This is a genomic window from Streptomyces sp. NPDC053079, assembly GCF_044546695.1.
Taxonomy (GTDB): domain Bacteria; phylum Actinomycetota; class Actinomycetes; order Streptomycetales; family Streptomycetaceae; genus Streptomyces.
Genome location: NZ_JBITZJ010000001.1, coordinates 234,823 through 260,329 on the forward strand (window position 1 = coordinate 234,823; position 25,507 = coordinate 260,329).

General features: G+C 70.9%; 20 protein-coding genes. 8 read left to right on the top strand and 12 right to left on the bottom strand.

Features of this window, described 5'->3' with window-relative positions:
- Positions 1–32: 32 nt before the first annotated feature.
- Complete coding sequence (gene dnaE / locus ACIGXW_RS01060; RefSeq protein ID WP_399568572.1) at positions 33–3,572, bottom strand: DNA polymerase III subunit alpha; 3,540 nt, start codon at positions 3,570–3,572, stop codon at positions 33–35.
- 158 nt (positions 3,573–3,730) lie between these two features.
- On the opposite strand from dnaE, the gene ACIGXW_RS01065 reads away from it, so the two are divergent.
- From ACIGXW_RS01065 to ACIGXW_RS01090, 6 genes are all read left to right on the top strand, one after another.
- On the top strand, positions 3,731–5,068 hold the full coding sequence (locus tag ACIGXW_RS01065) for a DUF2252 domain-containing protein (protein ID WP_399568574.1): 1,338 nt from the start codon (positions 3,731–3,733) through the stop codon (positions 5,066–5,068).
- A 37-nt stretch (positions 5,069–5,105) separates the two neighbouring features.
- Positions 5,106–5,738: a hypothetical protein gene (locus tag ACIGXW_RS01070; protein ID WP_399568577.1), complete on the top strand. Its 633-nt coding sequence runs from the start codon at positions 5,106–5,108 to the stop codon at positions 5,736–5,738.
- 45 nt (positions 5,739–5,783) lie between these two features.
- Complete coding sequence (locus tag ACIGXW_RS01075; protein ID WP_399568580.1) at positions 5,784–6,632, top strand: thioredoxin domain-containing protein; 849 nt, start codon at positions 5,784–5,786, stop codon at positions 6,630–6,632.
- A gap of 91 nt (positions 6,633–6,723) precedes the next feature.
- Entirely contained in the window at positions 6,724–7,413 is a 690-nt protein-coding gene (locus ACIGXW_RS01080) for a hypothetical protein (protein ID WP_071963503.1), read from the top strand.
- A gap of 43 nt (positions 7,414–7,456) precedes the next feature.
- Positions 7,457–8,314 (top strand): thioredoxin domain-containing protein, encoded by an 858-nt coding sequence (locus ACIGXW_RS01085; RefSeq protein ID WP_399568583.1) that lies wholly within the window; start codon positions 7,457–7,459, stop codon positions 8,312–8,314.
- Between the two features lie 109 nt (positions 8,315–8,423).
- The gene (locus tag ACIGXW_RS01090) at positions 8,424–10,109 is read left to right on the top strand and encodes an alkaline phosphatase D family protein (protein WP_399568586.1); all 1,686 of its coding nucleotides are present in this window, start codon (positions 8,424–8,426) and stop codon (positions 10,107–10,109) included.
- 43 nt (positions 10,110–10,152) lie between these two features.
- Here ACIGXW_RS01090 and ACIGXW_RS01095 read toward each other — a convergent pair whose 3' ends face one another.
- Positions 10,153–10,749 (bottom strand): dienelactone hydrolase family protein, encoded by a 597-nt coding sequence (locus tag ACIGXW_RS01095; RefSeq protein ID WP_071963493.1) that lies wholly within the window; start codon positions 10,747–10,749, stop codon positions 10,153–10,155.
- 100 nt (positions 10,750–10,849) lie between these two features.
- Here ACIGXW_RS01095 and ACIGXW_RS01100 point away from each other — a divergent pair, with 100 nt between their 5' ends.
- Positions 10,850–11,953 carry a mechanosensitive ion channel family protein gene (locus tag ACIGXW_RS01100; RefSeq protein WP_399568589.1) on the top strand — a complete coding sequence of 368 codons (1,104 nt, stop codon included), beginning with the start codon at positions 10,850–10,852 and terminating at the stop codon, positions 11,951–11,953.
- 24 nt (positions 11,954–11,977) lie between these two features.
- Here ACIGXW_RS01100 and ACIGXW_RS01105 read toward each other — a convergent pair whose 3' ends face one another.
- The 4 genes from ACIGXW_RS01105 to ACIGXW_RS01120 form a co-directional block, all read right to left on the bottom strand.
- Positions 11,978–13,570 carry a Na+/H+ antiporter gene (locus tag ACIGXW_RS01105; protein ID WP_399568592.1) on the bottom strand — a complete coding sequence of 531 codons (1,593 nt, stop codon included), beginning with the start codon at positions 13,568–13,570 and terminating at the stop codon, positions 11,978–11,980.
- Between the two features lie 71 nt (positions 13,571–13,641).
- Entirely contained in the window at positions 13,642–14,583 is a 942-nt protein-coding gene (locus ACIGXW_RS01110) for an RluA family pseudouridine synthase (RefSeq protein ID WP_399568594.1), read from the bottom strand.
- An 87-nt stretch (positions 14,584–14,670) separates the two neighbouring features.
- Positions 14,671–15,252: a signal peptidase II gene (gene lspA / locus ACIGXW_RS01115; protein ID WP_071963489.1), complete on the bottom strand. Its 582-nt coding sequence runs from the start codon at positions 15,250–15,252 to the stop codon at positions 14,671–14,673.
- A gap of 64 nt (positions 15,253–15,316) precedes the next feature.
- Positions 15,317–16,627, bottom strand: a complete 1,311-nt coding sequence (locus ACIGXW_RS01120; RefSeq protein WP_399568597.1) for a TraR/DksA family transcriptional regulator — start codon at positions 16,625–16,627, stop codon at positions 15,317–15,319.
- A gap of 442 nt (positions 16,628–17,069) precedes the next feature.
- Between ACIGXW_RS01120 and ileS the strand changes: the two genes are divergently transcribed.
- A complete protein-coding gene (gene ileS / locus ACIGXW_RS01125; RefSeq protein ID WP_399568599.1) occupies positions 17,070–20,225 on the top strand; it encodes an isoleucine--tRNA ligase in 3,156 nt (1,051 codons plus the stop codon).
- Positions 20,226–20,398: 173 nt separating this feature from the next.
- Here ileS and ACIGXW_RS01130 read toward each other — a convergent pair whose 3' ends face one another.
- From ACIGXW_RS01130 to ftsZ, 6 genes are all read right to left on the bottom strand, one after another.
- Positions 20,399–21,586, bottom strand: a complete 1,188-nt coding sequence (locus ACIGXW_RS01130) for a DivIVA domain-containing protein (protein ID WP_071963488.1) — start codon at positions 21,584–21,586, stop codon at positions 20,399–20,401.
- A 61-nt stretch (positions 21,587–21,647) separates the two neighbouring features.
- The gene (locus ACIGXW_RS01135) at positions 21,648–21,932 is read right to left on the bottom strand and encodes a YggT family protein (protein ID WP_099197393.1); all 285 of its coding nucleotides are present in this window, start codon (positions 21,930–21,932) and stop codon (positions 21,648–21,650) included.
- A gap of 71 nt (positions 21,933–22,003) precedes the next feature.
- On the bottom strand, positions 22,004–22,612 hold the full coding sequence (locus ACIGXW_RS01140) for a cell division protein SepF (protein WP_360911534.1): 609 nt from the start codon (positions 22,610–22,612) through the stop codon (positions 22,004–22,006).
- Between the two features lie 121 nt (positions 22,613–22,733).
- Positions 22,734–23,453, bottom strand: a complete 720-nt coding sequence (locus ACIGXW_RS01145; protein WP_399568602.1) for a YggS family pyridoxal phosphate-dependent enzyme — start codon at positions 23,451–23,453, stop codon at positions 22,734–22,736.
- A 3-nt stretch (positions 23,454–23,456) separates the two neighbouring features.
- Complete coding sequence (gene pgeF / locus ACIGXW_RS01150; protein WP_399568605.1) at positions 23,457–24,224, bottom strand: peptidoglycan editing factor PgeF; 768 nt, start codon at positions 24,222–24,224, stop codon at positions 23,457–23,459.
- Positions 24,225–24,251: 27 nt separating this feature from the next.
- Complete coding sequence (gene ftsZ, locus ACIGXW_RS01155; RefSeq protein WP_399568608.1) at positions 24,252–25,499, bottom strand: cell division protein FtsZ; 1,248 nt, start codon at positions 25,497–25,499, stop codon at positions 24,252–24,254.
- Positions 25,500–25,507: the final 8 nt, after the last annotated feature.

The window sequence follows — 25,507 nt, forward strand, 5'->3', positions numbered from 1 at the left end:
TCCTCAGGGCCGGTGTACGGCCGGGTGCGGGCTCAGCCGGCCAGGCAGGACGGGCCGAGCAGCTGCTTCAGGTCGCCGAAGAGCGCCGGGTCCGGGGTGACCCGGTGCCGGTCCAGGCGCAGGACGGTGGTCTTCCGCGGGCCCTGGAGCTTGATCCGCACCTCGGTGGAGCCGCGGTGGTGGGTGAGGACCTGGCCGAGCCGCTCGACCATCGGCGGGGTGACCTTCACGGTGGGGATGGTGATGATCACGGGTGCGTTGGTGCCGGCGTTGGACAGGTCGGGGACCATCAGCTCCATGGCGACCAGCCGGGGGATGTCCTCGCGCTTGTCGAGCCGGCCCTTGACGAAGACGACGGCGTCCTCGACGAGCTGGGTGGAGACCAGCTGGTAGGTGGCGGGGAAGAACATGCAGTCGATGGAGCCGGCGAGGTCCTCGACGGTGGCGATGGCCCAGGCGTTGCCCTGCTTGGTCATCTTGCGCTGCAGGCCGGAGATGATGCCGCCGATGGTGACGATCGCGCCGTCGGCGTGCTCACCGCCGGTGAGCTGGGAGATCGAGGCGTCGGCCTTGTCGTTCAGGACGTGCTCGATGCCGAACAGCGGGTGGTCGGAGACGTAGAGGCCGAGCATCTCGCGCTCCTGGGCGAGCAGGTAGGACTTCTCCCACTCGAGGTCGGAGAACTCCACGTCGAGCCCGAAGCCCGGCTCGCTGCTGTCCTCCTCGCCCATGCCGCCGAAGAGGTCGAACTGTCCCTCGGCCTCCTTGCGCTTGACCTGCACCACGTTGTCGATCATCGGTTCGTAGTGCGCGGTGAGGCCCTTGCGGGTGTGCCCCATCTCGTCGAAGGCGCCGGCCTTGATCAGCGATTCGACGGTGCGCTTGTTGCAGACGACGGCCTCGACCTTGTCGAGGAAGTCGGGGAAGGAGGTGTACTTCCCCTTGGACTTGCGGCAGCGGATGATCGAGTCGACGACGTTGGCGCCGACGTTGCGGACGGCGGTGAGGCCGAAGAGGATCACGTCGTCGCCCTGGGCGGCGAAGTTGGACTCCGACTCGTTGACGTTCGGCGGGAGCACCTTGATGCCCATGCGGCGGCACTCGTTGAGGTAGGTCGCGGACTTGTCCTTGTCGTCCTTGACCGAGGTCAGCAGGGCGGCCATGTACTCGGCGGGGTGGTTGGCCTTGAGGTAGGCCGTCCAGTACGAGACCAGGCCGTACGCGGCGGAGTGGGCCTTGTTGAAGGCGTAGCCGGCGAAGGGGACCAGCACGTCCCACAGGGCCTGGATGGCCTCGTCGGTGTAGCCCTTCTTGCGGGCGCCCTCCTGGAAGAGGACGAAGTTCTTCGCCAGCTCCTCGGGCTTCTTCTTGCCCATGACGCGGCGGAGGATGTCGGCCTCGCCGAGCGAGTACCCGGCGATGATCTGGGCGGCCTTCTGGACCTGCTCCTGGTAGACGATCAGGCCGTAGGTGACGGCCAGGACCTCCTCGAGGGGCTTCTCCAGCTCCGGGTGGATCGGGGTGATCTCCTGCTGCTTGTTCTTGCGCAGGGCGTAGTTCGTGTGCGAGTTCATGCCCATCGGGCCCGGCCGGTACAGGGCGGACACGGCGGAGATGTCTTCGAAGTTGTCGGGCTTCATCAGCCGCAGCAGGGACCGCATGGGCCCGCCGTCGAACTGGAAGACGCCGAGGGTGTCGCCGCGCTGGAGCAGCTCGAAGGTCGTGGGGTCGTCGAGCGGCAGGCTCAGGAGATCGATGTCGATCCCCTTGTTGGCCTTCACCATCTTGACGGCGTCGTCCATGATCGTGAGGTTGCGCAGGCCGAGGAAGTCCATCTTCAGCAGGCCGAGCGACTCACAGCTCGGGTAGTCCCACTGGGTGATGGTCACGCCGTCGGAGTGGCGGACCCAGACGGGGACGTGGTCGGTGATCGTCTCGCTGGACATGATCACGCCGGCCGCGTGCACACCCATCTGCCGGACCAGGCCCTCGACGCCCATGGCGGTGTCGATGACCTTCTTGACGTCCGGCTCGTTCTCGTACATCCCCCGGATCTCGCCGGCCTCGCTGTAGCGCGGGTGCTTGGGGTCGAGGATGCCGGAGAGCGGGATGCCCTTGCCGAGGACGTCGGCGGGCATCGCCTTGGTGAGGCGGTCACCCATCGCGTAGGGGTAGCCCAGGACGCGGGCGGAGTCCTTGATGGCGTTCTTGGCCTTGATGGTGCCGTAGGTGCCGATCATGGCGACCTTGTCGGCGCCGTACTTCTCGGTGACGTACCGGATCACCTCGGCGCGCCTGCGCTCGTCGAAGTCGATGTCGACATCGGGCATGGAGATGCGCTCGGGGTTCAGGAACCGCTCGAAGATCAGGCCGTGCGGGATGGGGTCGAGGTCGGTGATGCCCAGGGCGTACGCGACGATCGAGCCGGCCGCGGAGCCCCGGCCGGGGCCGACCGCGATGCCCTGCTTCTTGGCCCACATGATGAAGTCGGCGACCACGAGGAAGTAGCCCGGGAAGCCCATCGAGATGATGGTGTCCATCTCGTACTCGACCTGCTTCATGCGGTCCTCGGGGATGCCGCCGGGGAAGCGGCGGTGCATGCCCCGCATGGTCTCCTCGCGGAACCAGGTGACCTCGGTGTAGCCCTCGGGGATGTCGAACTTGGGCATCAGGTTCCGGAACTGGAACATGCCCTCGGTGTCGATCTGCTCGGCGACCCGCTGGGTGTTGGCGCACCCCTCCTGCCAGGCGTCCGAGGCGTCGATGGCGTACATCTCGTCCGTGGACTTCAGGTAATAGCCCGAGCCGTCGAAACGGAAGCGGTCGGGGTCGGAGAGGTTCTTGCCGGTCTGGATGCACAGCAGGGCGTCGTGGGCGGTCGCCTCGTGCGCGTAGGTGTAGTGCGAGTCGTTGGTGACCAGGGGCGGGATGCCGAGCTTCTTGCCGATCTCCAGCAGTCCGTCGCGGACCCGGCGCTCGATCTCGATGCCGTGGTCCATCAGCTCGAGGAAGTAGCGGTCCTTGCCGAAGATGTCCTGGTACTCGGAGGCGGACTTCAGGGCCTCGTCGAACTGGCCGAGGCGCAGCCTGGTCTGCAGCTCGCCGGAGGGGCAGCCGGTAGAGGCGATCAGCCCCTCGGACCACTGGCTGATGGTCTCCTTGTCCATCCGGGGCCACTTGGTCAGCCAGCCCTCGGCGTAGGCGTCGGAGGACAGCCGGAAGAGGTTGTGCAAACCGGTGGCGTTGGCCGCCCAGATCGTCTTGTGGGTGTAACCACCCGAACCGGAGACGTCGTCCCGCTTCTGGTGCGGCTGGCCCCACTGGATCCTGCGCTTGTTGCGCCGCGACTCGGGGGCCACGTACGCCTCGATGCCGATGATCGGGGTGATCCCGGCCTTCTGGGCGGAGTGGAAGAAGTCGTAGGCGCCGTGGAGGTTGCCGTGGTCGGACATGGCGATGTGTGTCATGCCCATCTCATTGCAGGCATTGAACATGTCCTTGAGCCGCGCGGCACCGTCCAGCAGGGAGTACTGGGTGTGGACGTGCAGGTGCGTGAACGGCGTCTTGGCCACGGTGGACGACCTCCGGGGGGTGGGGCAGCGGGTCGGCGGGGACAGCTTCGAAGGTTACCGGCCCCCACCGACAGCCGCGGGCACGCGCCGGTACCCTCACGCGTTGAGCACGACAGCACTCACGTTCGTTCCATGCCCCACCCCAGGAGGACCCCGCGATGGCGACCGAGCACGACCGGGCCACGCAGCGAGGCGAGGAGATCCTCGCCGTCTTCGACACCGCTTTCGGGGAGCTGCTCGCGGCCGACCCTGCCGCCTTCCGGGTCAAATTCCGGAAGATGGCCGCCTCCGCCTTCGCGTTCTACCGGGGCACGGCCTGCCTGTTCTACTCCGACCTGGAGCACGAGCGCGACGCCGGCCCCTACCTGGACGACCGTACGAGCCGGGTGTGGATCCACGGCGATCTGCACGCCGAGAACTTCGGCACGTACATGGACGCCAACGGCCGGCTGGTCTTCAACGTCAATGATTTCGACGAAGCCTATGTGGGCCCTTTCACCTGGGACCTCAAGCGCTTCGCGGCCTCCGTGGCCCTGCTCGGCTACACCAAGGCGCTGAGCGACGAGAAGATCGGCGAGCTGGTGCGGATCTACGCCGCCGCCTACCGGGAGCGCGTCCACGCCCTGGCCATCGGCGCCAGCAACGACGAGCTGCCGCCCTTCACCCTGGACACCGCCGGCGGCCCGCTGCTGGACGCGCTGCGCGAGGCCCGGTCGATGACCCGCTTCGGGCTGCTCGCCACGATGACGGAGATCCGGGACTTCGACCGCCGCTTCCTCCCCGACGGCGGCTCCATCGAGCTCGACGCGGCCACCCGCTACAAGATCCTCGCGGCCTTCGACGGCTACCTGGAGACCCTCCCGGACACCAGCCTGGCCCGCCCCGACTCCTACCGCGTCAAGGACGTCGTCGGCCGCCGCGGCATCGGCATCGGCAGTGCCGGGCTGCCCTCGTACAACATCCTCCTGGAGGGCAACAGCGACGCCCTGGAGAACGATGTCGTCATCTACATGAAGCAGGCGCAGACCCCGGCGGTCTCCCGGCACGTCACCGACCCCCGGGTGCGCGGCTACTTCCAGCACGAGGGCCACCGCACGGTCATCTCCCAGCGGGCCCTGCAGGCGCACGCCGACCCGTGGCTGGGCTGGACGGAGCTCCAGGAGGACGGCAGGAGCTACGGACAGCTGGTCGCCGAGGTCTCCCCCTACGCGGTCGACCTCGACTGGTCGGACATCGACGACCCCGCCCAGATCGCGGCCGTCGTCGCCGACCTGGGCCGCGCCACCGCCACCATGCACGCCGCGGCGGACGACCAGAGCGGCCACTCGCTGGTGCCCTTCTCCACCGAGCGGGCCATCGACGCCGTGATCGCCGCCGACGAGGAGGGCTTCGCCGAGCTCCTGGTGGACTTCGCCCACACCTACGGCGCCCGGGCCCGCGCGGACCACCAGATCTTCGTGGACCTCTTCCGCAACGGCAGGATCCCGGGCCTTTAGCCGGGGCTCACCGCACGGCATGGCACACTCGGGCCTCATGGACATATCGGCGGCACGGCTGCGGGCACTGCGCGCGGCGCTGTTCTCAGCGCTGTGCGTCCTGCTGTCCGCCGCTTCGCACGTGCTGCTGTCCGGCCGGACCCTGCCCGCCTCCGCCGTCGCCGCGGCCGGCGCCGCCGTCTTCGCGCTCGCCTACGCCCTGGCGGGCGCCGAGCGCGGCTACTGGCGCATCGCGGCCCTGCTGGTGCCCCTGGAGCTGGCCTCCGGGGCGCTCTTCACCACCGGCCAGGACACCTGCTACGGCTCCGGGGGGCACCCGGCCCCCGGAGCGCTGACCTGGCTGTGCAGCGGCAGCATGGGCGGCCCCCTGGCGGGGGTCGCCACCCCGGGCGCGGCCCCCTGGCTGCTGCTCGCCGGCCACGTCACGGTGGGCCTCGTGGCCGCCGCCTGGCTGCGCCGCGGCGAGGCGGCGCTCGGCAGGCTGCTGCGGGCGGCCGCCGCGTGCGCCTTCCGCCCGCTGCTGCTGGCCGCCGCCGCGCTCGGCGCGTACGCCCGCCCCGAGGGGGCGCCCGTACGGCCCCCGCGCCCCGCGCGCACGGCCCGGCCCCGCACTCCGCTTCTCCACTCCGTCGTCCGGCGCGGTCCTCCGCTTCGCCCCGCCCTCGGCTGAGCAGTAGAGAACACACCGCACAGAGCACCACGGAGAAGCATCACCATGAGCAAGCGCAACACCTGGGAGAACAAGCAGACCGCGCGCGAGCGGCTGCGTGCCGAGCGCGAGGCCCAGGCCAAGAAGGAGAAGGCCCGCCGCCAGCTCGTCGTCGGCGGCGCGGTCGTCGGCATCCTCGCCATAGCCGGCGGCATCGCCTACGGCGTGAGCCAGCTGGGCGGCAGCGGCAGCAGCGGCAAGTCCACCAACGCCGCCTGGAAGGCCGCGGCGGACAGCAGCCTCGTCAAGCCCGCCAACACCGCCGGCGACAAGGGCACCGAGATCGTCATCGGCAAGAAGGACGCCAAGCACACCCTGGAGATCTACCAGGACATGCGCTGCCCGATCTGCTCGGTCTTCGAGCAGAACGTCGGCGAGACGATCGACAAGGACGTCAAGGACGGCAAGTACAAGCTGTCGTACCACGTCGGGACCTTCCTCGACCGGAACCCGCAGATCGCCGGCACCGGTTCGAAGAACGCCCTCAGCGCGCTCGGCGCCGCCCTGAACGTGAGCCCCGAGGCCTTCTCGGCCTACAACAAGGCGCTGTACTCCAAGGCCAACCACCCCGAGGAGACCAAGGACGACTACGCCGAGGACGACGCCCTGCTGAAGGTCGCCCGGCAGGTCCCCGCCCTCAAGGGCAACGCCACGTTCGAGAAGAACGTCAAGGACGGCACCTTCGACAAGTGGGCGCTGGAGGTGTCCGACTCCTTCGACAAGGCCAAGGACGTCACCGGCACCCCCACCCTGAAGGTCGACGGCAAGAAGCTCGAGGTCGAGACCGTGAACGGCAAGGGCGTCCCGATGACCCCGCAGCAGTTCACCCCGGCGATCGAGAAGATGCTGAAGTAGCCGCCCCCGCCGGCGGCACCGGCGACCGTCCCCTCAACGATGCCGAATCTTGACACGACACCTCCCTGATGCCGTGGCAGACTTCGGCGTCATGGAGGGGACGGGAGTTCGGTACAGGACGCTGCGCGCAGCGCTGTTCACCGCGCTGTGCGTCACCCTGTCCTCGGCCTCCCATGTGCTGTTGTCGCGCATGCCGTTGCCGCTGCCCACGGTCGCCGTGCTGTCGGCGGCGGTCTTCGCGATCGCCTATGCGCTGGCCGGCCGCGAGCGCGGCTACTGGTCGATAGCCGCCCTGCTGGTTCCGCTGGAGCTGGCCGCGGACACCGTCTTCACCACCGGCCAGCACGCCTGTTACGGCCAGGCCGGCGGCCCCGTCGCCGGCCCGCTGCGCTCGATGGGCGTCGATCTGGTCTGCCGCGGCGGCGACTTCGGCACCCCGCTGGCCCGCATGGCCGCCCGCAGCGGCGCCGACCCGCTCGCGAGCGGCGCCGCCACCCACTCCGCCACCCCCTGGCTGCTGCTGGCCGCGCACGTCGCCGTCGGCCTGCTGGCCGCCGCCTGGCTGCGCCGCGGCGAGGTGGCGCTGGGCCGGCTGCTGCGCGCGGTGGCCTCGTTCGCCTTCCGGCCCCTGCTGCTGGCCGTCGCCGCGCTCGGCGCCCGCACCCGTCCGCACGGGGCGCTCCCGCGGCCCGTACGCGACACCCTCCCCTCCCGTGCGCTGCCCCTGCTCGTCCACTCCGTCGTCCGGCGGGGACCGCCGCTGTGCCCGGCATCCGTCTGAGCACACCACCGGTCCCTTTCCCGTACTTTCACGGAGCGACATCATGAGCAACCGCAACACTCCGCAGAACAAGGCCGCCGCGCGCGAGCGGCTGCGCGCCGAGCGCGAACGCCAGGCGAAGAAGGACAAGACGCGCCGTCAGCTCCTGGTCGGCGGCGCCATCGTGGCCGTCCTCGCGATAGCCGCCGGCGCCGGCGTGGCCCTGACCAAGGCCACCGACGGCAGCAAGAACAACAAGGTCAGCAGCGAGGACTGGGAGAGCGCGGCCAAGAAGCGCGAGTTCAGGAAGCCCGCCAACTCCACCGGCGACAAGGGCACCTCGGTCGTCCTCGGCAAGCAGGACGCGAAGAACACCCTCGAGGTCTTCGAGGACATGCGCTGCCCCGTCTGCTCGGGCTTCGAGCAGACCGTCGGCGAGACCGTGCTGAAGGACCTCAAGGACGGCAAGTACAAGGTGCAGTACCGGATGGGCACCTTCCTTGACCGCAACCCGATGATCAAGGGCTCGGGCTCGAAGAACGCGCTGAGCGCGCTCGGCGCGGCGCTCAACGTCGGCCCGCAGGCGTTCCTGGACTACAAGAAGGCCCTCTTCGACAAGAAGAACCACCCCGACGAGCGGGACGACGCCTTCTCCGACGACTCCAAGCTCCTGTCGATCGCCGGGGAGGTCAAGGAGCTCAAGGGCAACGCCGCGTTCGAGAAGGACGTCAAGGACGGCACCTACGACAAGTGGGCGCTGGAGATGTCCGCCAGCTTCGACACGTTCGTCGGGCAGGGCAAGGAGCTCCAGGGCACCCCGGGCCTCAAGCTCAACGGCAAGGTCCTGGCCAACGAGCAGGGCCAGGCGCCGCGGGCCCCCGAGGAGTTCACCGCCCTGGTCGACAAGTCGCTCCAGAAGTAGGGCCGCCGGGGCGCGTCGCCGTCACCGGGGCGACGGGCGGGCGAACACTTGGGTTTCCGCCCGCCCGCGGCCTTACCGCCGGTCGTACCGGCCAGTAAAGTGACGGCTCGTGACATCCCACGACATATCGCGACGCTCTGCCGTCTCGGCCGCCGCGGTCACCGCGACGGCCGCCCTGCTGCCGCTGGCCTCCGCGCCGGCCGCCCTGGCCGACTCCACCACTCCGACCACTCCGACCGCCCCGGCCGGCCTCCGCCCCGCCTTCCTGCACGGCGTCGCCTCCGGCGACCCGCTGCCCGACGGCGTCCTGCTGTGGACCCGCGTCACGCCCACCCCCGACGCCGTGCCCGGCTCGGGGCGCGGGCCGGCCGTCGAGGTCACCTGGCAGGTGGCCGAGGACGCCGCCTTCGCCCGCGTCGTCGCCCACGGCACGGTCACCGCGTCCGCCGCCACCGACCACACCGTCAAGGCGGACGTGCGCGGCCTGCGCCCCGCCACCGGCTACCACTTCAGATTCTCGGTCGCCGCTGACGGCGGTGACCGCGTCCACTCCCCCGCCGCCCGCACCCGCACCACGCCCGCCCACGACGCGGCCACGGCGGGCGTCCGCTTCGGCGTGGTCTCCTGCGCCAACTGGGAGTCGGGCCACTTCTCCGCCTACCGCCACCTCGCCGAACGCCGCGACCTGGACGCGGTGTTCCACCTCGGCGACTACATCTACGAGTACGCCTCCGGCGAATACCCGAAGGCCAAGTACACCGTCCGGCCGCACGCCCCGGCGCACGAGATCGTCACCCTCGCCGACTACCGCACCCGCCACGGCCGCTACAAGACCGACCCCGCCCTGCAGGCCCTGCACCACGCGCACCCGATCGTGGCCATCTGGGACGACCACGAGTTCGCCAACGACGCCTGGACCGGGGGCGCGGAGAACCACACCCCGGGCGCCGAGGGCGACTGGGCGGCCCGCTTCGCCGCGGCCAAGCAGGCCTACTTCGAGTGGATGCCCGTGCGCACGTCCGTCCAGGGCACCACCTACCGCCGGCTGCGCTTCGGCCGCCTGGCCGACCTGCACCTGCTGGACCTGCGGTCCTTCCGCTCGCAGCAGGTGAAGGCCGGCAGCGGCAAGGTGGACGACCCCGAGCGCACGATCACCGGCCGCGCCCAGCTGGACTGGCTCAAGGCGGGCCTGGCCTCTTCCGACACCACCTGGCGGCTGGTGGGCAACCCGGTGATGATCTCCCCCGTCGCCTTCGGCGCCCTGCCCTCCCACCTGCTGGAGCCGATAGCCGAGCTGCTGGGGCTGCCCTCGGGCGGCATCACCATCAACGCCGACCAGTGGGACGGCTACACCGACGACCGGCGCGAGCTGATCGCCCACCTCGCCGACCGGGCCATCCGCAACACCGTCTTCCTGACCGGCGACATCCACATGGCCTGGGCCAACGACGTGCCGAAGAAGGCCGCGACCTATCCGCTGTCGTCGTCGGTGGCCACGGAGTTCGTGGTCACCTCCGTCTCCTCCGACAACCTCGACGACGTCCTGCACGTCGCACCGCACACGGTGTCCCTGGCCGCCGCCACCGCCATCAAGGCGGCCAACCGCCATGTGAAGTGGCTCGACATGGACTCGCACGGCTACGGCGTCCTCGACGTCACCGCCGAGCGGGCGCAGATGGACTACTACGTCCTGTCCGACAAGACCGACCCGGCCGCGACGTCGTCCTGGACCCGCTCCTACCGCACCCGTTCCGGAACCCAGCAGGTGGAGCGCGTACACAACCCGGTGTACTGACCGGCTCCGGCCCGATCGCGGGGGTCCGGGGCGGAGCCCCGTTTCAGGCCTGGGCCTCCGCGATCTCCTCCAGGAAGCCCAGCGCCACCTTCCACGTGGTCTCCGCGGCCTCCGCGTCGTAGTCCGCGAGGTCCGGGTCCGTGAAGAGGTGCCCGGCACCGGCGTAGCGGTGGACCTCCACGTCCGCACCCGCCCGCTGCATCCGCAGGTACCACGCGGTGAGCCAGTCGTGCGGCTCGAACGGGTCCGGGTCCGCCACGTGCAGCTGCACCGGCAGCTCGTCCACGGACGCGTCCTCGGCCAGGTCCGACGTGCCGTGCAGGAGCAGCAGGCCGCGCGCCTTCTCGTCGCCCAGCGCCAGGTTCTGCGCGATGGATCCGCCGAGGGAGAACCCCGCGTAGACCAGCCCCCGGTCGGACAGCGGCGCGACGGCGGTCACGGCGCGGCGCAGCAGCTCCTCATGGCCGATCTCGTCCTTGATGGCCATGCCGTCCTCGACGGTCTCGGCCGTGCGGCCCTCGTAGAGGTCCGGTGTGTGCACCTCGTGCCCGGCGGCGCGCAGGCGGTCGGCGGCGGCGTGGACCGCGGGCCGCAGTCCGTAGGCCGAATGAAAAAGGACGATCGTGGTAGGGGACGCCACTGGAGGTCACTTCCTTACAGCTGTGGGGGCACCCCCGGCATCGGGCTGGGGGAGCGTGCCCCCATCGTGCCAGCTACGTTCGGAAGGAGCGGAGGTGCCCATGGAGCACATACTGCGTCCCCTCGCGGTGGTCGGCGCGGCGGTGGTGATCACACTGCTGGCGGGCTGGGTCGCGGACCAGGTGGTGCGCCGGATCGGGCAGCGCCACCCGGAGACGCCGCTGTGGGGGCTGCTGGGCCGCTGCCGGGTGCCGGTGCGGCTGGTGCTGTGTGCGGCGCTGCTGCGGGCGGGCTATCCCTCGGCGGAGCTGTCCCCGTGGCACGCGGCGGTCGCGGAGCAGGTGCTGACGCTGGTGCTCATCGGGGCCTGCGCCTGGCTGGCCGTCCGGGTGGCCACGGCCGTGGTCGAGGCCACCTACGCGCGCTACGCCGCCGGCGCCCAGGACCCGGCGCGGGTGCGACGGGTGCGGACGCAGGTCACGCTGATCCAGCGGGTGGTGGCCGCCGCGGTGATGGTGGTCGCGGTGGCCGCCATGCTGCTGACCTTCCCGGCCATGCGGACGGCGGGCGCGTCCCTGCTGGCCTCGGCCGGCGTCATCGGCATCGTCGCCGGCATCGCCGCCCAGTCGACGCTGGGCAACCTCTTCGCCGGGCTGCAGATCGCCTTCGGCGACATGGTGCGCATCGGCGACACGGTCGTGGTCGAGGGGCAGTGGGGCACCGTCGAGGAGATCACGCTGACCTATCTGGTGGTGCGCACCTGGGACGAGCGGCGCCTGACCATGCCGGTGTCGTACTTCACCAGCAAGCCGTTCGAGAACTGGTCGCGGGGCGATCCCCGGATGACGGGCACCGTCTTCTTCCACCTGGACCACGCCGCCCCCGTCGATCTGATGCGCGAACACCTGCACGACATACTCAAGGCGTCCCTCGAGTGGGACGAGCGGGCCTGGAACCTGGTGGTCACGGACACCACGCCCACCACGGTCGAGGTGCGGGCGCTGCTGACGGCCGGCAACGCCGATGACATCTGGGCCCTGCGCTGCATGGTGCGCGAGGAGATGATCGCCTGGTTGCGCCGCGAGCACCCCTACGCGCTGCCGCGGATCAGCACCGCGCCCGCGCCCGGACGCGCCGAGGTGCCCGCCCGCCCGCAGGCGCTGCCGGCCGCCGAGGACATGGGGCCGGGCCCGGGCACGGCGTGAGGGCGGGGCCGGGGTCCAGTGGCCTCAGATGCCGCGCAGCGTGCGGTCGTCCAGGTGCCGCAGCACCCTGTCGACCACTTCAGGGTCCATTCCCGGCTCGCTGCGTGCCGCCAGCACCTCGTGCCGGGCCGCCGACAGCAGCTGCCCCTGCACCCGGTGGAGCGTACGCAGCCGTTCCACGCGCTGCGCGTGGGCGTCGCGGCGCTCCTCGTCGACCATGTCGGGGCTGATGCGGGCGCCCATGTCGTAGGCGCGTCGGCCGAGCATCTCCATCATGTCCTCGGGAAGGTCCTCCTCCTCGACGATCTCCAGCAGGCGGTGCCGGGCCGCCTTCGCCGCCCGGGCGGCCAGCTGCCGCTCCAGTTCCCGGCTCACGTCGATGTCGGCGCGCACGCCCAGGAGCCGGACCAGCCAGGGCAGGGTCAGGCCCTGGACGACGAGGGTGGCGATGATGACGGCGAAGGCGATGAAGAGGATCTCGTCGCGGGCCGGGAAGGGCGTCTTGTCCGCCATGGTCAGGGGGATGGCCAGGGCGAGCGCCACGGTGGCCACGCCGCGCATCCCCGACCACCACGTCACCACCGTCTCGCGCCAGCTCAGCAGGACCTCCTCCTCGGTGTCCCGGCGCTTGTGCAGCTTCTTGGTCAGCCACGCGGCGGGCAGCAGCCACAGCAGCCGTACGCCCACCACCACGGCCACGATGGCGCCGCCGATGCCCAGCATCTCGCCCCAGCGGCCGGAGGCGGTGCTGACGGCGTTGTGCAGCTCCAGGCCGACGAGGCCGAAGGCCGCGCCGGTGACGAGGGTGTCGACGACCTCCCAGAAGGTGTGGCCCGCCAGCCGGCCGAGGACGTCGTCGGGGTCGTGGGCGTACTCGGCCAGGAAGAGGGCGGTGGTGAGGACCGCGAGGACGCCGGAGCCCCTGAGCTCCTCGGCCAGGACGTAGGAGACGAACGGCACCAGCAGGGTGAGGCCGATCTGGAGGGTGGCGTCCCCGAGGACGTCCATCAGCCGTTTGGTCGCCCAGCCGAGCCCGAGGCCGACGGCGACGGCCACCACGGCGGACAGCACCAGCTCGGCGAGCGCGCTCGGCAGCGAGAAGTGGCCGCTGACGGCGGCCGCGATGGCCACGTGGTAGAGCACGATGGCCGTGACGTCGTTGAAGAGCCCCTCGCCCTCCAGGATGGAGACCAGGCGGCGCGGCAGTCCGAGGGAGCCCGCGACGGCGGTGGCGGCGACCGGGTCCGGCGGGGCCACGAGCGCGCCCAGCGCCACGGCGGCGGCCAGTGAGAGCCCCGGCACGATCGCGTTGGCGACGGCGGCGACGGCCGCGGTGGTGACGAAGACGAGCGCGACCGCCAGGAGGAAGATCGGCCGCTTGTTGGCCGCGAACTGCCGCCACGAGGTGCGCTGGGCGGTGGCGTAGAGCAGCGGCGGCAGCACCAGCGGGAGGATGAACTCCGGCGGGATGTCCACGGCCGGCACGAACGGCAGCAGGGCGAGGACGATGCCGCCGATCGTCATCAGGACCGGGGAGGGCACTCCCAGCCGGTCCCCCAGCGGAACGGTGACCAGCGCCCCCAGCAGCAGGACGAACAGCAGGGCGAGCTGGTCCACGGATTACCCCCGGGCCGGGTCGGTGCGGTGGAACTGGCTTTCAAGCCTGCCGCACCGGCCCGGAGGCCGCCTTACGAGCTCTCGGCGCGCACCGTGTCCAGGGCGTGCTGCAGGTCCTCGGGGTAGGCGCTCTCGAACTCGACCCAGCGGCCGTCCGAGGGGTGCTCGAAGCCGAGCCGCATGGCGTGCAGCCACTGGCGGGTGAGCCCCAGCCGCTTGGCGAGGGTGGGGTCGGCGCCGTAGGTGAGGTCGCCGACGCAGGGGTGCCGGTGCGCGGACATGTGCACGCGGATCTGATGCGTACGGCCGGTCTCGAGCTTGATGTCGAGGAGGCTGGCGGCGCGGAACGCCTCGATGAGGTCGTAGTGGGTCACCGACGGCTTGCCCTCGGCCGTGACCGCCCACTTGTAGTCGTGGTTGGGGTGGCGGCCGATGGGGGCGTCGATCGTGCCGCTCATCGGGTCCGGGTGGCCCTGGACCAGCGCGTGGTAGCGCTTGTCGACCGTGCGCTCGCGGAACTGCTGCTTGAGCAGGGTGTAGGCGCGCTCGGACTTGGCGACCACCATGAGGCCGGACGTGCCGACGTCGAGGCGGTGCACGATGCCCTGGCGCTCGGCGGCACCGGAGGTGGAGATGCGGTACCCGGCGGCGGCGAGCCCGCCGATGACGGTGGGGCCCGTCCAGCCGGGGCTGGGGTGGGCGGCCACGCCGACGGGCTTGACGATCACGACGATGTCGTCGTCGTCGTGGACGATCTCCATGCCCTCGACGGGCTCGGCGACGATCTGCACCGGCGCGGCCGGCGCGGGCATCTCGACCTCGAGCCAGGCGCCGCCGGTGACCCGGTCGGACTTCCCGGCCTCGGCCCCGTCGAGCTGGACCTTGCCCGCGGCCGCCAGCTCGGCCGCCTTGGTGCGGGAGAAGCCGAACATACGGGCGATCGCAGCGTCGACGCGCTCGCCCTCGAGGCCGTCGGGAACGGGCAGGGCGCGGATCTCGGGAATGGTGCTCACCCGTCGAGTATGACGGACGGCTGTGACAGGCCCGCACGCGCGGGCCCGCCGCGGCCTCCCGGGGGCTGCCCCGGGTTCCCTCCCGGGTCAGTCCTCGTGGACGGTCCCGTCCGGGTCCAGGCCCCGGAAGGAGAGGATGACGATCAAGAAGCCGCCGCAGACGATCGCGGAGTCGGCGAGGTTGAAGACCGCGAAGTGGGCGGGGGCGATGAAGTCCACCACCCCGCCCTCGAAGCCGCCGGGCGCGCGGAAGAGCCGGTCGGTGAGGTTGCCGAAGGCGCCACCCAGCAGCAGGCCGAGCGCGATCGCCCACGGCAGGCTGTAGAGCTTGCGGGCGATGCGGGCGATCGCCACGATCACGGCGGTGGCGATGACCGTGAAGACGATCGTCATCGCCTCGCCGATGCCGAAGGCCGCGCCGCGGTTGCGGACGACCTCGAACTGGAGCCACTCGCCGATCACCTGGACCGGGTCGTGGTGCTCCAGCTGGGCCACGACGAGCAGCTTGCTGCCCAGGTCGAGGAGGTAGGCGAAGGCGGCCACCGCGAGCAGCACCGCGATGCGCCGCTTGCCCGCGGGCGCGCTCGCCCCGTCGGCCCCGGCCGCCCCGGTGGGCTGGGCCGGGCCGGTGGGCTCGGTGGGCCGTCCGGCCTGTTCCGCCTCAGTCACGTGAGTCCCTGGATGTCGTCCCTGCTGACTGAGGACGAGGGTACGGCACGTGGTGCCGGGCCGGTCAGCGACGTTCCTGGCGCTGTTTGCACTCCACGCAGAGGGTGGCCCGGGGGAAGGCCTGCATACGGGCCTTGCCGATGGGTTTCCCGCAGTTCTCGCAGAGGCCGTACGTTCCGGCGTCCAGGCGTTCCAGCGCCCGCTCGGTCTGCTGCAGCATCTCGCGGGCGTTGGCGGCCAGGGCCAGCTCGTGCTCCCGGGTGATGTTCTTGGTGCCGGTGTCGGCCTGGTCGTCGCCGGCGCCGTCGCCCGAGTCGCGCATCAGGCCGCTGATCGCCTCCTCGGAGGCCTGGATCTCCGCCCGCAGCCGCATCACCTCGCTCTGCAGCTCGGTGCGGGCCTCCGCCACCTCCCCCGGCGACCAGGGCTCCTCGCCCGGCCGTACGGCCAGCGCCCCCGGCTCGGCGGCGGCCGTGCGCGCTCCCGGCACCTTGTTCGCGGTCTTCTTCGCAGCCACCGTCCTGGCTCCCGTCTCCTCAGCGGGCACCGCCGTGGGGGCCGGTGCGGACTTGTTGGCCCTGGCGGCCGTATCGGCCGGGGCGGCCTTGCCTGCCGCCCCGGCCGTACCGACCGAGGTGGCTCTCTTCCCTGAAGCGCCCTTCCCTGCGGGTGCGGTGCCCTTTCCGGCGGACGCAGCCCTACCCACGGCGGCCTCCGCCCCCACGGCTTCGGCCACCGTGGCAGTCTTCCCCGCCGGCACGCTTTTCCCCGCCGATGCGGCCTTTTTGGCTGGCGCCGACTTTTTGGCCGGTGCGGTGCCCTTGGCGGGGGCGGCCTTCCCGACGCCGCCGACCCGCTTGCCGGAGCCGGCCTCCGCGCCGGACACGGGCTCCTGGGGCGGGGCGGCCTTCTTGGCCGGAGCGGCCTTCTTGGACGAGGCGATCTTTTTGACCGGAGCGGCCTTCTTGGCGGAAGCCGCCTTCTTGGACGAAGCGGCCGTTGCGGCCGGGGCGGTGTTCGCCGCGGGCGGGGCTTCGGCCGGGGCGGCCGAGTGCGCCGCGGAGGACTTCTTCGCGGGGGCGGGCTTCTTCGCAGAGGTGGTCTTCGCAGCCTTCTTCGCGGGGGCGGTCTTGGCTACCGCCTTCTTCGCGGGGGCGGTCTTGGCTGCCGCCTTCTTCCCGGACGGGGCCTTCTTGGCCGGGGCGGTCTTCGCCGCAGGCGCAGCTTCGGCCGCGGCGGCCGAGTGCGCCGCAGCGGATTTCTTCGCGGGAGTGGACTTCGCCGCCTTCTTCGCGGCCGCGGTCTTCGCCGCAGGCGCGGCCGAGCGCTTCGCCGCGGCCTTCTTCACGTTCGCGGACGCCGACTTCTCCGCCATGGCCGCGACCCCTTCACATTTTATGATCTTGCGCGCAAATCGTGCGGGAACGATAAATCGCCTCAGGGCACGCGGCAACGGGGCACGCCGGTCTCCACCGTTGTGCCCCGCCTCCGGCCCCGTAATCGGTGGGCCGCCGCACGCGCGGCCCCGTACACTGGGCGGCAGCGAAAGGCGTGGAAGGGACGAGTAGCGCCGCACGCAGCCATGAGCGACCCGGGGACGGTGTGAGCCCGGGGGTGTGCGCGGTCGTGAAGATCAGCCCGGAGCCGCCGGAAGAACGCCCCGAGGGGTCAGTAGAGCCGGCATCGCGATCCCAATGAGGGGGCCGGAGGCGTGACACGCCTGCGGCCAAGGAGGGTGGTACCGCGGGAAGCGCAGCGGACAGCGCGTTCTCGTCCCTCCGACGGACAGCGCAATGACGTCCCGCCGGAGGAAGCCGATGACGCAGTACCGCCAGGTACCCGCACAAGTGGATCTGCCCGCCCTCGAGCACGCCGTGCTCGAATTCTGGCGCGAGAGCAAGACCTTCGCCCGCACCCTCGAACAGTCCGAGGGCCGCCCCGAGTGGGTCTTCTACGAGGGCCCCCCGACCGCCAACGGCATGCCCGGTGCGCACCACATCGAAGCGCGCGTCTTCAAGGACGTCTTCCCGCGCTTCCGCACCATGCAGGGCTACCACGTCGGCCGCAAGGCCGGCTGGGACTGCCACGGCCTGCCGGTCGAGCTCGCGGTCGAGAAGGAACTCGGCTTCAACGGCAAGCAGGACATCGAGAAGTACGGCATCGCCGAGTTCAACGCGAAGTGCCGCGAGTCCGTGACCCGCCACACCGACGCGTTCGCCGAGCTCACCACCCGCATGGGCTACTGGGTCGACCTGGACGACGCGTACCGGACCATGGACCCCGAGTACGTCCAGTCGGTCTGGTGGTCGCTGAAGGAGATCTTCAACAAGGGACTGCTGGTCCAGGACCACCGCGTCGCCCCCTGGTGCCCCCGCTGCGGCACCGGCCTGTCCGACCACGAGCTGGCGCAGGGCTACGAGACGGTCGTCGACCCGTCCGTCTTCGTGCGTTTCCCGCTGACCTCCGGCCCGCTCGCGGGCGAGGCGGCGCTGCTGGTGTGGACGACCACCCCCTGGACGCTCGTCTCCAACACCGCCGCCGCCGCGCACCCGGACGTCACGTACGTCGTGGCCACCGACGGCAACGAGAAGCTGGTCGTCGCCGAGCCGCTGCTGGAGAAGGCCCTCGGCGAGGGCTGGACCGCGACGGGGCAGTCCTTCACCGGCCGCGAGATGGAGCGCTGGGCCTACCGCCGCCCGTTCGACCTGGTCGAGTTCCCCGAGGCCGCCCACTTCGTCGTCAACGCCGAGTACGTCACCACCGAGGACGGCACCGGTCTGGTCCACCAGGCCCCGGCCTTCGGTGAGGACGACCTCAGGACCTGCCGCGCCTACGGCCTCCCGGTCGTCAACCCGGTCCGCCCCGACGGCACCTTCGAGGAGGGCCTCGACCTCGTCGGCGGCCAGTTCTTCAAGAAGGCCGACGAGAAGCTCGTCGCCGACCTCACCGAGCGCGGCCTGCTGTTCAAGCACATCGCGTACGAGCACAGCTACCCGCACTGCTGGCGCTGCCACACCGCACTGCTGTACTACGCACAGCCGTCCTGGTACATCCGTACCACCGCGATCAAGGACCGGCTGCTCGAGGAGAACGAGAAGACCAACTGGTTCCCCGAGTCGGTCAAGCACGGCCGCTTCGGCGACTGGCTGAACAACAACATCGACTGGGCGCTCTCCCGCAACCGCTACTGGGGCACCCCGCTGCCCATCTGGCGCTGCGAGGACAACCACCTCACCTGCGTCGGCTCGCTGGCCGAGCTCTCCGAGCTGACCGGCACCGACCAGAGCGGCCTGGACCCCCACCGCCCGTACATCGACGACGTCACCTTCACCTGCACCGCCGAGGGCTGCGCCCACCCGGCCGTCCGGGTGCCCGAGGTCATCGACGCCTGGTACGACTCGGGCTCCATGCCGTTCGCCCAGTGGGGCTACCCCTACAAGAACAAGGAGCTCTTCGAGCAGCGCTACCCGGCGCAGTTCATCTCCGAGGCGATCGACCAGACGCGCGGCTGGTTCTACACCCTGATGGCCGTCGGCACGCTCGTCTTCGACAAGTCGAGTTACGAGAACGTCGTCTGCCTGGGCCACATCCTCGCCGAGGACGGCCGGAAGATGTCCAAGCACCTGGGCAACATCCTCCAGCCGATCCCCCTGATGGACCAGCACGGCGCCGACGCCGTCCGCTGGTTCATGGCCGCCGGCGGCTCCCCGTGGGCCGCGCGCCGCGTCGGCCACGGCACGATCCAGGAGGTCGTCCGCAAGACGCTCCTCACCTACTGGAACACGGTCGCCTTCCAGGCCCTGTACGCCCGGACCTCCGGCTGGGCCCCCTCGGCCGCCGACCCGGCCGCGGCCGACCGCCCGCTGATCGACCGCTGGCTGCTCAGCGAGCTGAACGCCCTGACCGACCAGGTCACGCAGGCCATGGAGGCCTACGACACCCAGCGCGCCGGCAAGCTGCTGTCGTCCTTCGTGGACGACCTGTCCAACTGGTACGTGCGCCGCTCGCGCCGCCGGTTCTGGCAGGGCGACGCGGCCGCGCTGCGCACGCTGCACGAGGTCATCGAGACCGTGACCCGGCTGATGGCGCCCCTGGTGCCGTTCATCACCGAGCGCGTGTGGCAGGACCTCGTCGTCCCGGTCGACCCGCAGGCCCCGGAGTCGGTGCACCTGGCCACCTGGCCGAAGGCCGACACCTCGCTGATCGACCCGACGCTGTCCCAGCAGATGCTGCTGGTGCGGCGCCTGGTCGAGCTGGGCCGCGCCACTCGCGCCGAGTCCGGCGTCAAGACGCGCCAGCCGCTGTCGCGCGCGCTGGTCGCGGCGGCCGGCTTCGAGGCGCTCGGCGAGGAGCTGCGCGCCCAGATCGCCGAGGAGCTCAACGTCTCCTCGCTCGCCTCCCTCACTGATTCCTCCACTGGCCCAGCGGGCGGCGGCTCGCTGGTCGACACCACGGCCAAGGCGAACTTCCGTGCCCTGGGCAAGCGCTTCGGCAAGGGCGTCCAGGCCGTGGCCAAGGCGGTCGCCGCCGCCGACGCCGCCGCGCTGTCGCTCGCGCTGCGCGAGGGCACGGCCTCGGTGGTCGTCGACGGGGAGACCGTCACGCTCGCCCCGGACGAGGTCATCATCACCGAGACCCCGCGCGAGGGCTGGTCGGTCGCCTCCGACTCCGGTGCCACCGTGGCGCTCGACCTGGAGATCACCCCGGAGCTGCGGCGCGCGGGCCTGGCCCGCGACGCCATCCGGCTGATCCAGGAGGCCCGCAAGAACAGCGGCCTGGACGTCGCGGACCGGATCGCCCTTCGGTGGACCTCCACCGATGAGGAGACGGTGACCGCGCTGACCGAGCACGCGTCGCTCATCGCGGACGAGGTTCTCGCGACGGACTTCGCCGGCGGCGAGGGTGACGACACGTTCGGCGCCCCCTTCACGGACGAGGGCCTCGGACTGGCGTTCCGCCTCCGTAAGGCGTAAGCAAACGGGTGATGACCCCCGGCGCTGACGCGCCGGGGGTTTCGCCCACCCACCCGCCCGAAACCCGGAACGTCATGGCGTTCGGAATGGTCGGGCGGGCGGGCGCACAAATGGGCCGGGCCCCTGGGGAATCCCAGGGGCCCGGCCCATTGATGCCGACGACTACGCGGCCGTCAGTTGTCGTCCTCGTCGATCAGGAAGCCCCGCATCGGCGAGGGAGCCTGCATCGGCTGCTGGCCCTGCGGCCGCACCGGTGCCATCGGCTGCGTCATCGCCGGCGACATCTGCTGCTGACCGCCGTACGACGGGGCACCGGTCGACGGACCGCCGTGGCCGCCCATGGACTGGTTGCCACCCATGGAGTTGCCGCCCATGGAGTGACCGCCCATGCCCGCACCGGCCGGAGCCATCGACCCGCTCATCGAGGGGGCCGGCGGCAGCGACGCGGTCGCCGGGGTCCGCGGCGGGGCCAGCGAGTCGTCCGCCTGGTTCTCCAGCTGACGCAGCTGGCTCTCCAGGTAGGACTTCAGTCGCGTGCGGTACTCGCGCTCGAAGCCGCGCAGGTCCTCGACCTTGCGCTCCAGCGTGGCGCGCGCGGACTCCAGGGAGCCCATCGCCACGCGGTGCTTCTCCTGCGCGTCCCGCTCCAGGGCGTCCGCCTTGGCACGGGCGTCCCGCTCCAGACCCTCGGCGCGGCTGCGGGCCTCGCCGACGATCTTGTTGGCCTCGGAACGGGCCTCCGCGATCGCCTGGTCGGCCGTCTGCTGCGCGAGCGACAGAACACGGGCCGCGCTGTCACCGCCGGGACCCTGCCCCGGCTGCGGCAGCTGCGGACCACCCATGGGGCCGTTCTGCTGCATCGGGTTCTGGCCCATCGGACCGTTCTGCTGCATGGGGTTCTGCCCCATAGGTCCGTTCTGCCCCATGGGTCCGCCCATCGGGCCACCCATCGGACCGTTCTGTCCCATCGGGCCGGGACCGTGCGGACCCTGGGGACCGTGGCCGTGTCCGCCTGGGCCGGCCGGCAGCTGCGGGGCACCGCCCGGAAGCTGCGGCGGGCCACCCATCTGCTGCTGGTTCGGCGGCACCGGCTGCGGGCCGGATATGGCAGCGGGCACCGGAGCGCCGGGTCGCTGCTGCTCCTGCGGCTCGGGCTTGCGCATGGCCTGCTGCTGGTTCTGCGCGGCGGCACGCGTCGCGGCGGCCAGCTTGGCGCGCAGGTCCTCGTTCTCCCTGAGCAGGCGGGTCAGTTCGGCCTCGACCTCGTCGAGGAAGGCATCGACCTCGTCCTCGTCATAGCCTTCTCGGAGGCGGACGGTCGTGAACTGCTTGTTCCGCACGTCCTCGGGGCTCAGCGGCATCTCTTCTTCACCTCAACGTAGTCGTCGGCAATCGGCAAGACCGTATCGTTCACAGCCGCGTTCACAGCCGGCTCACGACGGTGATCAGGATGTAGACGATGATCATCAGTACGAAGAAGGACAGGTCGAGCGCCACGCCCCCGAGACGCAGCGGCGGGATGACCCGCCGCAGAAGCTTGAGTGGCGGATCGGTGACAGTGTAGGTGGCCTCCAGGACCACCACCATCGCCTTACCGGGTTGCCATGAGCGGGCGAACTGGAAGACGTAGTCCATCACCAGCCGGAAGATCAGCACGATCAGAAAGCAGTACAGCGCGATGTAGATCACCTGCTGTGCGATGCCCATCTCGCGCTTCCCTCTCCCCTTGCTCGTACTCGGCCTGACTGGCCGTTGTCCGGATTGCCCGGTGTTGCGTCTCAGCTCTGGTTGAAGAACCCACCCTCTGCGATACGGGCCTTGTCCTCCGCCGTGACATCGACGTTAGCAGGAGACAGCAGGAACACCTTCTGCGTCACCCGCTCGATGCTGCCGTGGAGTCCGAAGACCAGACCCGCCGCGAAGTCGACAAGGCGCTTCGCGTCGGTGTCGTCCATCTCGGTGAGATTCATGATCACCGGAGTACCTTCGCGGAAGTGTTCCCCGATGGTACGGGCCTCGTTGTAGGTCCGGGGGTGCAATGTCGTGATGCGGTAGGGCTCCCGCTCGGACACAACCTTGGGCATGATCACCGGTGCGTTCTTCTCCAGAGAGTGGCGTTCGGGTGTGATGGACGACACGGGGGCGATTCGGGCGGGTCGTCCCGGTTCCGCTACGAGCGGAGCGGGTTCGCGCTGCGCGGGCGGCTGGGCGACTCGAACCGGTTCGTCCGATTGCGTCTGTTGTGCTTGATGTGTCTGGTGCTGCCGGCGCCGGTCCGGCTCGGGCTCGGGCTCGAACTCGTCGTCGGGGTCGAACCCCGGGCCGTCATACCCATCGTCCTCCACGAGGCCGAGGTAGACCGCCATCTTGCGCATCGCGCCGGCCATTCTCTGCGTCCTCCGCTCTGTGGTGGATCGGCTCCGTCAACGGCGCCCGGATCCACGTGGTCCGCCCGCCTTTTGACGGGAATGACCATATTTTCTGCTGTGGTCCGACTTCTTGGCGACGTTACCCGAGCCGGGGTCGGACTCCGAGTACCGCTGAGCCGACACGTACATGTGTCGCACCGGCCGCAACCGCGTCCTCGAGGTCCGCGCTCATCCCTGCTGACACCATGTTCGCAGCCGGATGGGCCGCGCGCAGGTCCGTTGCGATTTCCATCAGCCGGTCGAATGCGGCCCGAGGCCTTCCCGCGTAAGGCCCCTCGAGCGGAGCGACCGTCATGAGACCGGCGGGCCGCAGCCCTTCCGCCTCCGCGATCGCGTCCGCCAGGGCCGCCACCGCGTCGGGTGCGACGCCGCCCCGCTCTCCCCGGGCTCCGGACTCCGCGTCAAGGGCCACCTGGATCAGGCAGTCCAGTTCCCGGCCGGCCCGGACGGCCGCGGTCGACAACGCCGTGACCAGTCTGTTCCGGTCAACGGAGTGCACCAGACCGGCGTAATTCACCACCGACCGGACCTTGTTTGTCTGCAACTGACCGACGAAGTGCCAGGTGAGGGGCAGATCCGAGCACTCGGCGGCCTTGGGGGCGGCGTCCTGGTCGCGGTTCTCCGCGACATGACGCACCCCCAGCTCCGCGAGGAGGCGGACGTCGCTCGCCGGGTAGGTCTTGGTGACCACGATGAGCGTCACCTCCTCCCGCTTGCGCCCCGCCGCGGCGCATGCGGCGGAGATACGTTCCTCCACCTGGGCGAGGTTGTCCGCCAACTGGGTTCTACGGTCCGTCACAGCTCAGCCGTCCAGCCACACGTAGCTTGCGAGCCGCCCGGTGGTGCGCTCGCGCCGGTAGGAGAAGTGGTCCGCCGACTCCAGCGTGCAGATGTGAGATTTGCCGCTGACGGTGACACCCATTCGGTCCAGCTGCGCCGCGACCCCCGCCGCGACGTCCACCGCCGGGGTGCCCTGGCGGGTGGTGGCCCAGGCCTCGGGCACCGCCGCGGCGACCTCGGCACGCATGGCCTCGGGCACCTCGTAGCACAGGCCGCAGACCGAAGGACCGATGTGGGCGAGGATCCGGGCCGGGTCGGCGCCCAGCCGGAGCATCTCCCCGACGACCGCGGGGACGACCCCGGCCAGCAGCCCGGGCCGCCCGGCGTGGGCGGCGCCCGCGATCCCGGCGACCGGGTCGGCGAGCAGGACCGGGGTGCAGTCCGCGGTCAGCACCGCGAGGGTCAGGCCCCGACGGGTCGTCACCACGGCGTCGACCGCCGGGATCTCACCCGTTCGCCCGGCTTGCCAGGGTTCGTCCACTACGGCGACGTCCTTGCCGTGCACCTGGTTCATCCAGACGACCGCGGCCGGGTCGAGACCGAGCGCGCCGGCCGCCCGTTCCCGGTTGGCCAGTACGGCGGCCGGGTCGTCGCCGACCGCGCCGCCGAGGTTGAGCTCCGCATACGGAGCGGCGCTCACCCCGCCCCACCTGTCGGTGAAGGCGAAGTGCGCGCCGCTCGCGTGTGCCACGTGCTCTACGGGAGGCACTGTGTGCTGTTGCCCTATCACTGGGAGCCGCTCACCGGTTCCTTGAGGTCACTTCAGGAAGTCGGGAACGTCCAGTTCCTCGGCGGTCGAGTCCTGGTAGGGACGCGCCGGCGGGACCTGGGGGGAGGCGACCGGGGGCGGCGGAACCTCGGCGACGGGCGACGGGTCCGGCACGGGCTCCTCGGTGCGCGGGGTCACGCTGCCGAGGCTGCCGAAGGACGGCCGGGACGGCTCGGACGGAGCGGCCGGACGGCTCGCGGCCGTACCGGCCGAGCCGCTCTCCTCACGGCCGGAGCCGTAGGAGGAGGAGCCGCCGAGCACCTTGTCGCGGCTGCCCTTCGCCGGCGGCTGGCCGCCGTCGAAGCCGGCCGCGATGACCGTGACCCGGACCTCGTCACCGAGGGCGTCGTCGATGACGGCACCGAAGATGATGTTGGCCTCGGGGTGGGCCGCCTCGCTGACCAGCTGCGCCGCCTCGTTGATCTCGAAAAGACCGAGGTCGGAGCCGCCGGAGATGGAGAGCAGGACGCCACGGGCGCCGTCGATGGACGCCTCCAGCAGCGGCGAGGAGATCGCCATCTCGGCGGCGGCCACCGCGCGGTCGTCGCCGCGGGCCGAGCCGATGCCCATGAGGGCCGAGCCCGCCTCGGACATCACGGACTTGACGTCGGCGAAGTCGAGGTTGATCAGGCCCGGGGTGGTGATGAGGTCGGTGATGCCCTGGACGCCGGACAGCAGTACCTGGTCGGCCGACTTGAACGCGTCGAGCACGCTCACCTGGCGGTCCGAGATGGACAGCAGTCGGTCGTTGGGGATGACGATGAGGGTGTCGACCTCGTCGCGCAGACCCGCGATGCCGTCCTCCGCCTGGTTCGCGCGACGGCGGCCCTCGAAGGTGAACGGGCGGGTGACCACACCGATCGTCAGGGCGCCCAGCGAGCGGGCGATGTTGGCCACGACGGGCGCGCCGCCGGTGCCGGTGCCGCCGCCCTCGCCGGCGGTGACGAAGACCATGTCGGCCCCCTTGAGGACCTCCTCGATCTCCTCGCGGTGGTCCTCGGCGGCCTTGCGGCCGACGTCGGGGTTGGCGCCGGCGCCGAGGCCGCGGGTGAGCTCACGGCCGACGTCGAGCTTGACGTCGGCGTCGCTCATCAGCAGGGCCTGCGCATCGGTGTTGATCGCGATGAACTCGACGCCCTTGAGACCGACCTCGATCATCCGGTTGATGGCGTTCACGCCACCGCCGCCGATACCGACGACCTTGATGACTGCGAGGTAGTTCTGCGGTGCTGCCACGTCGAAGG

Coding starts and splice junctions, on each gene's coding strand:
- ACIGXW_RS01080 (WP_071963503.1), top strand. CDS start 6,724: ATGGAGGGGACGGGAGTTCGGTACAGGACGCTGCGCGCAGCGCTGTTC.
- ACIGXW_RS01075 (WP_399568580.1), top strand. CDS start 5,784: ATGAGCAAGCGCAACACCTGGGAGAACAAGCAGACCGCGCGCGAGCGG.
- ACIGXW_RS01070 (WP_399568577.1), top strand. CDS start 5,106: ATGGACATATCGGCGGCACGGCTGCGGGCACTGCGCGCGGCGCTGTTC.
- ACIGXW_RS01085 (WP_399568583.1), top strand. CDS start 7,457: ATGAGCAACCGCAACACTCCGCAGAACAAGGCCGCCGCGCGCGAGCGG.
- ACIGXW_RS01120 (WP_399568597.1), bottom strand. CDS start 16,627: ATGGCGGAGAAGTCGGCGTCCGCGAACGTGAAGAAGGCCGCGGCGAAG.
- ileS (WP_399568599.1), top strand. CDS start 17,070: ATGACGCAGTACCGCCAGGTACCCGCACAAGTGGATCTGCCCGCCCTC.
- ACIGXW_RS01140 (WP_360911534.1), bottom strand. CDS start 22,612: ATGGCCGGCGCGATGCGCAAGATGGCGGTCTACCTCGGCCTCGTGGAG.
- ACIGXW_RS01065 (WP_399568574.1), top strand. CDS start 3,731: ATGGCGACCGAGCACGACCGGGCCACGCAGCGAGGCGAGGAGATCCTC.
- ACIGXW_RS01135 (WP_099197393.1), bottom strand. CDS start 21,932: ATGGGCATCGCACAGCAGGTGATCTACATCGCGCTGTACTGCTTTCTG.
- ACIGXW_RS01100 (WP_399568589.1), top strand. CDS start 10,850: ATGGAGCACATACTGCGTCCCCTCGCGGTGGTCGGCGCGGCGGTGGTG.
- ACIGXW_RS01130 (WP_071963488.1), bottom strand. CDS start 21,586: ATGCCGCTGAGCCCCGAGGACGTGCGGAACAAGCAGTTCACGACCGTC.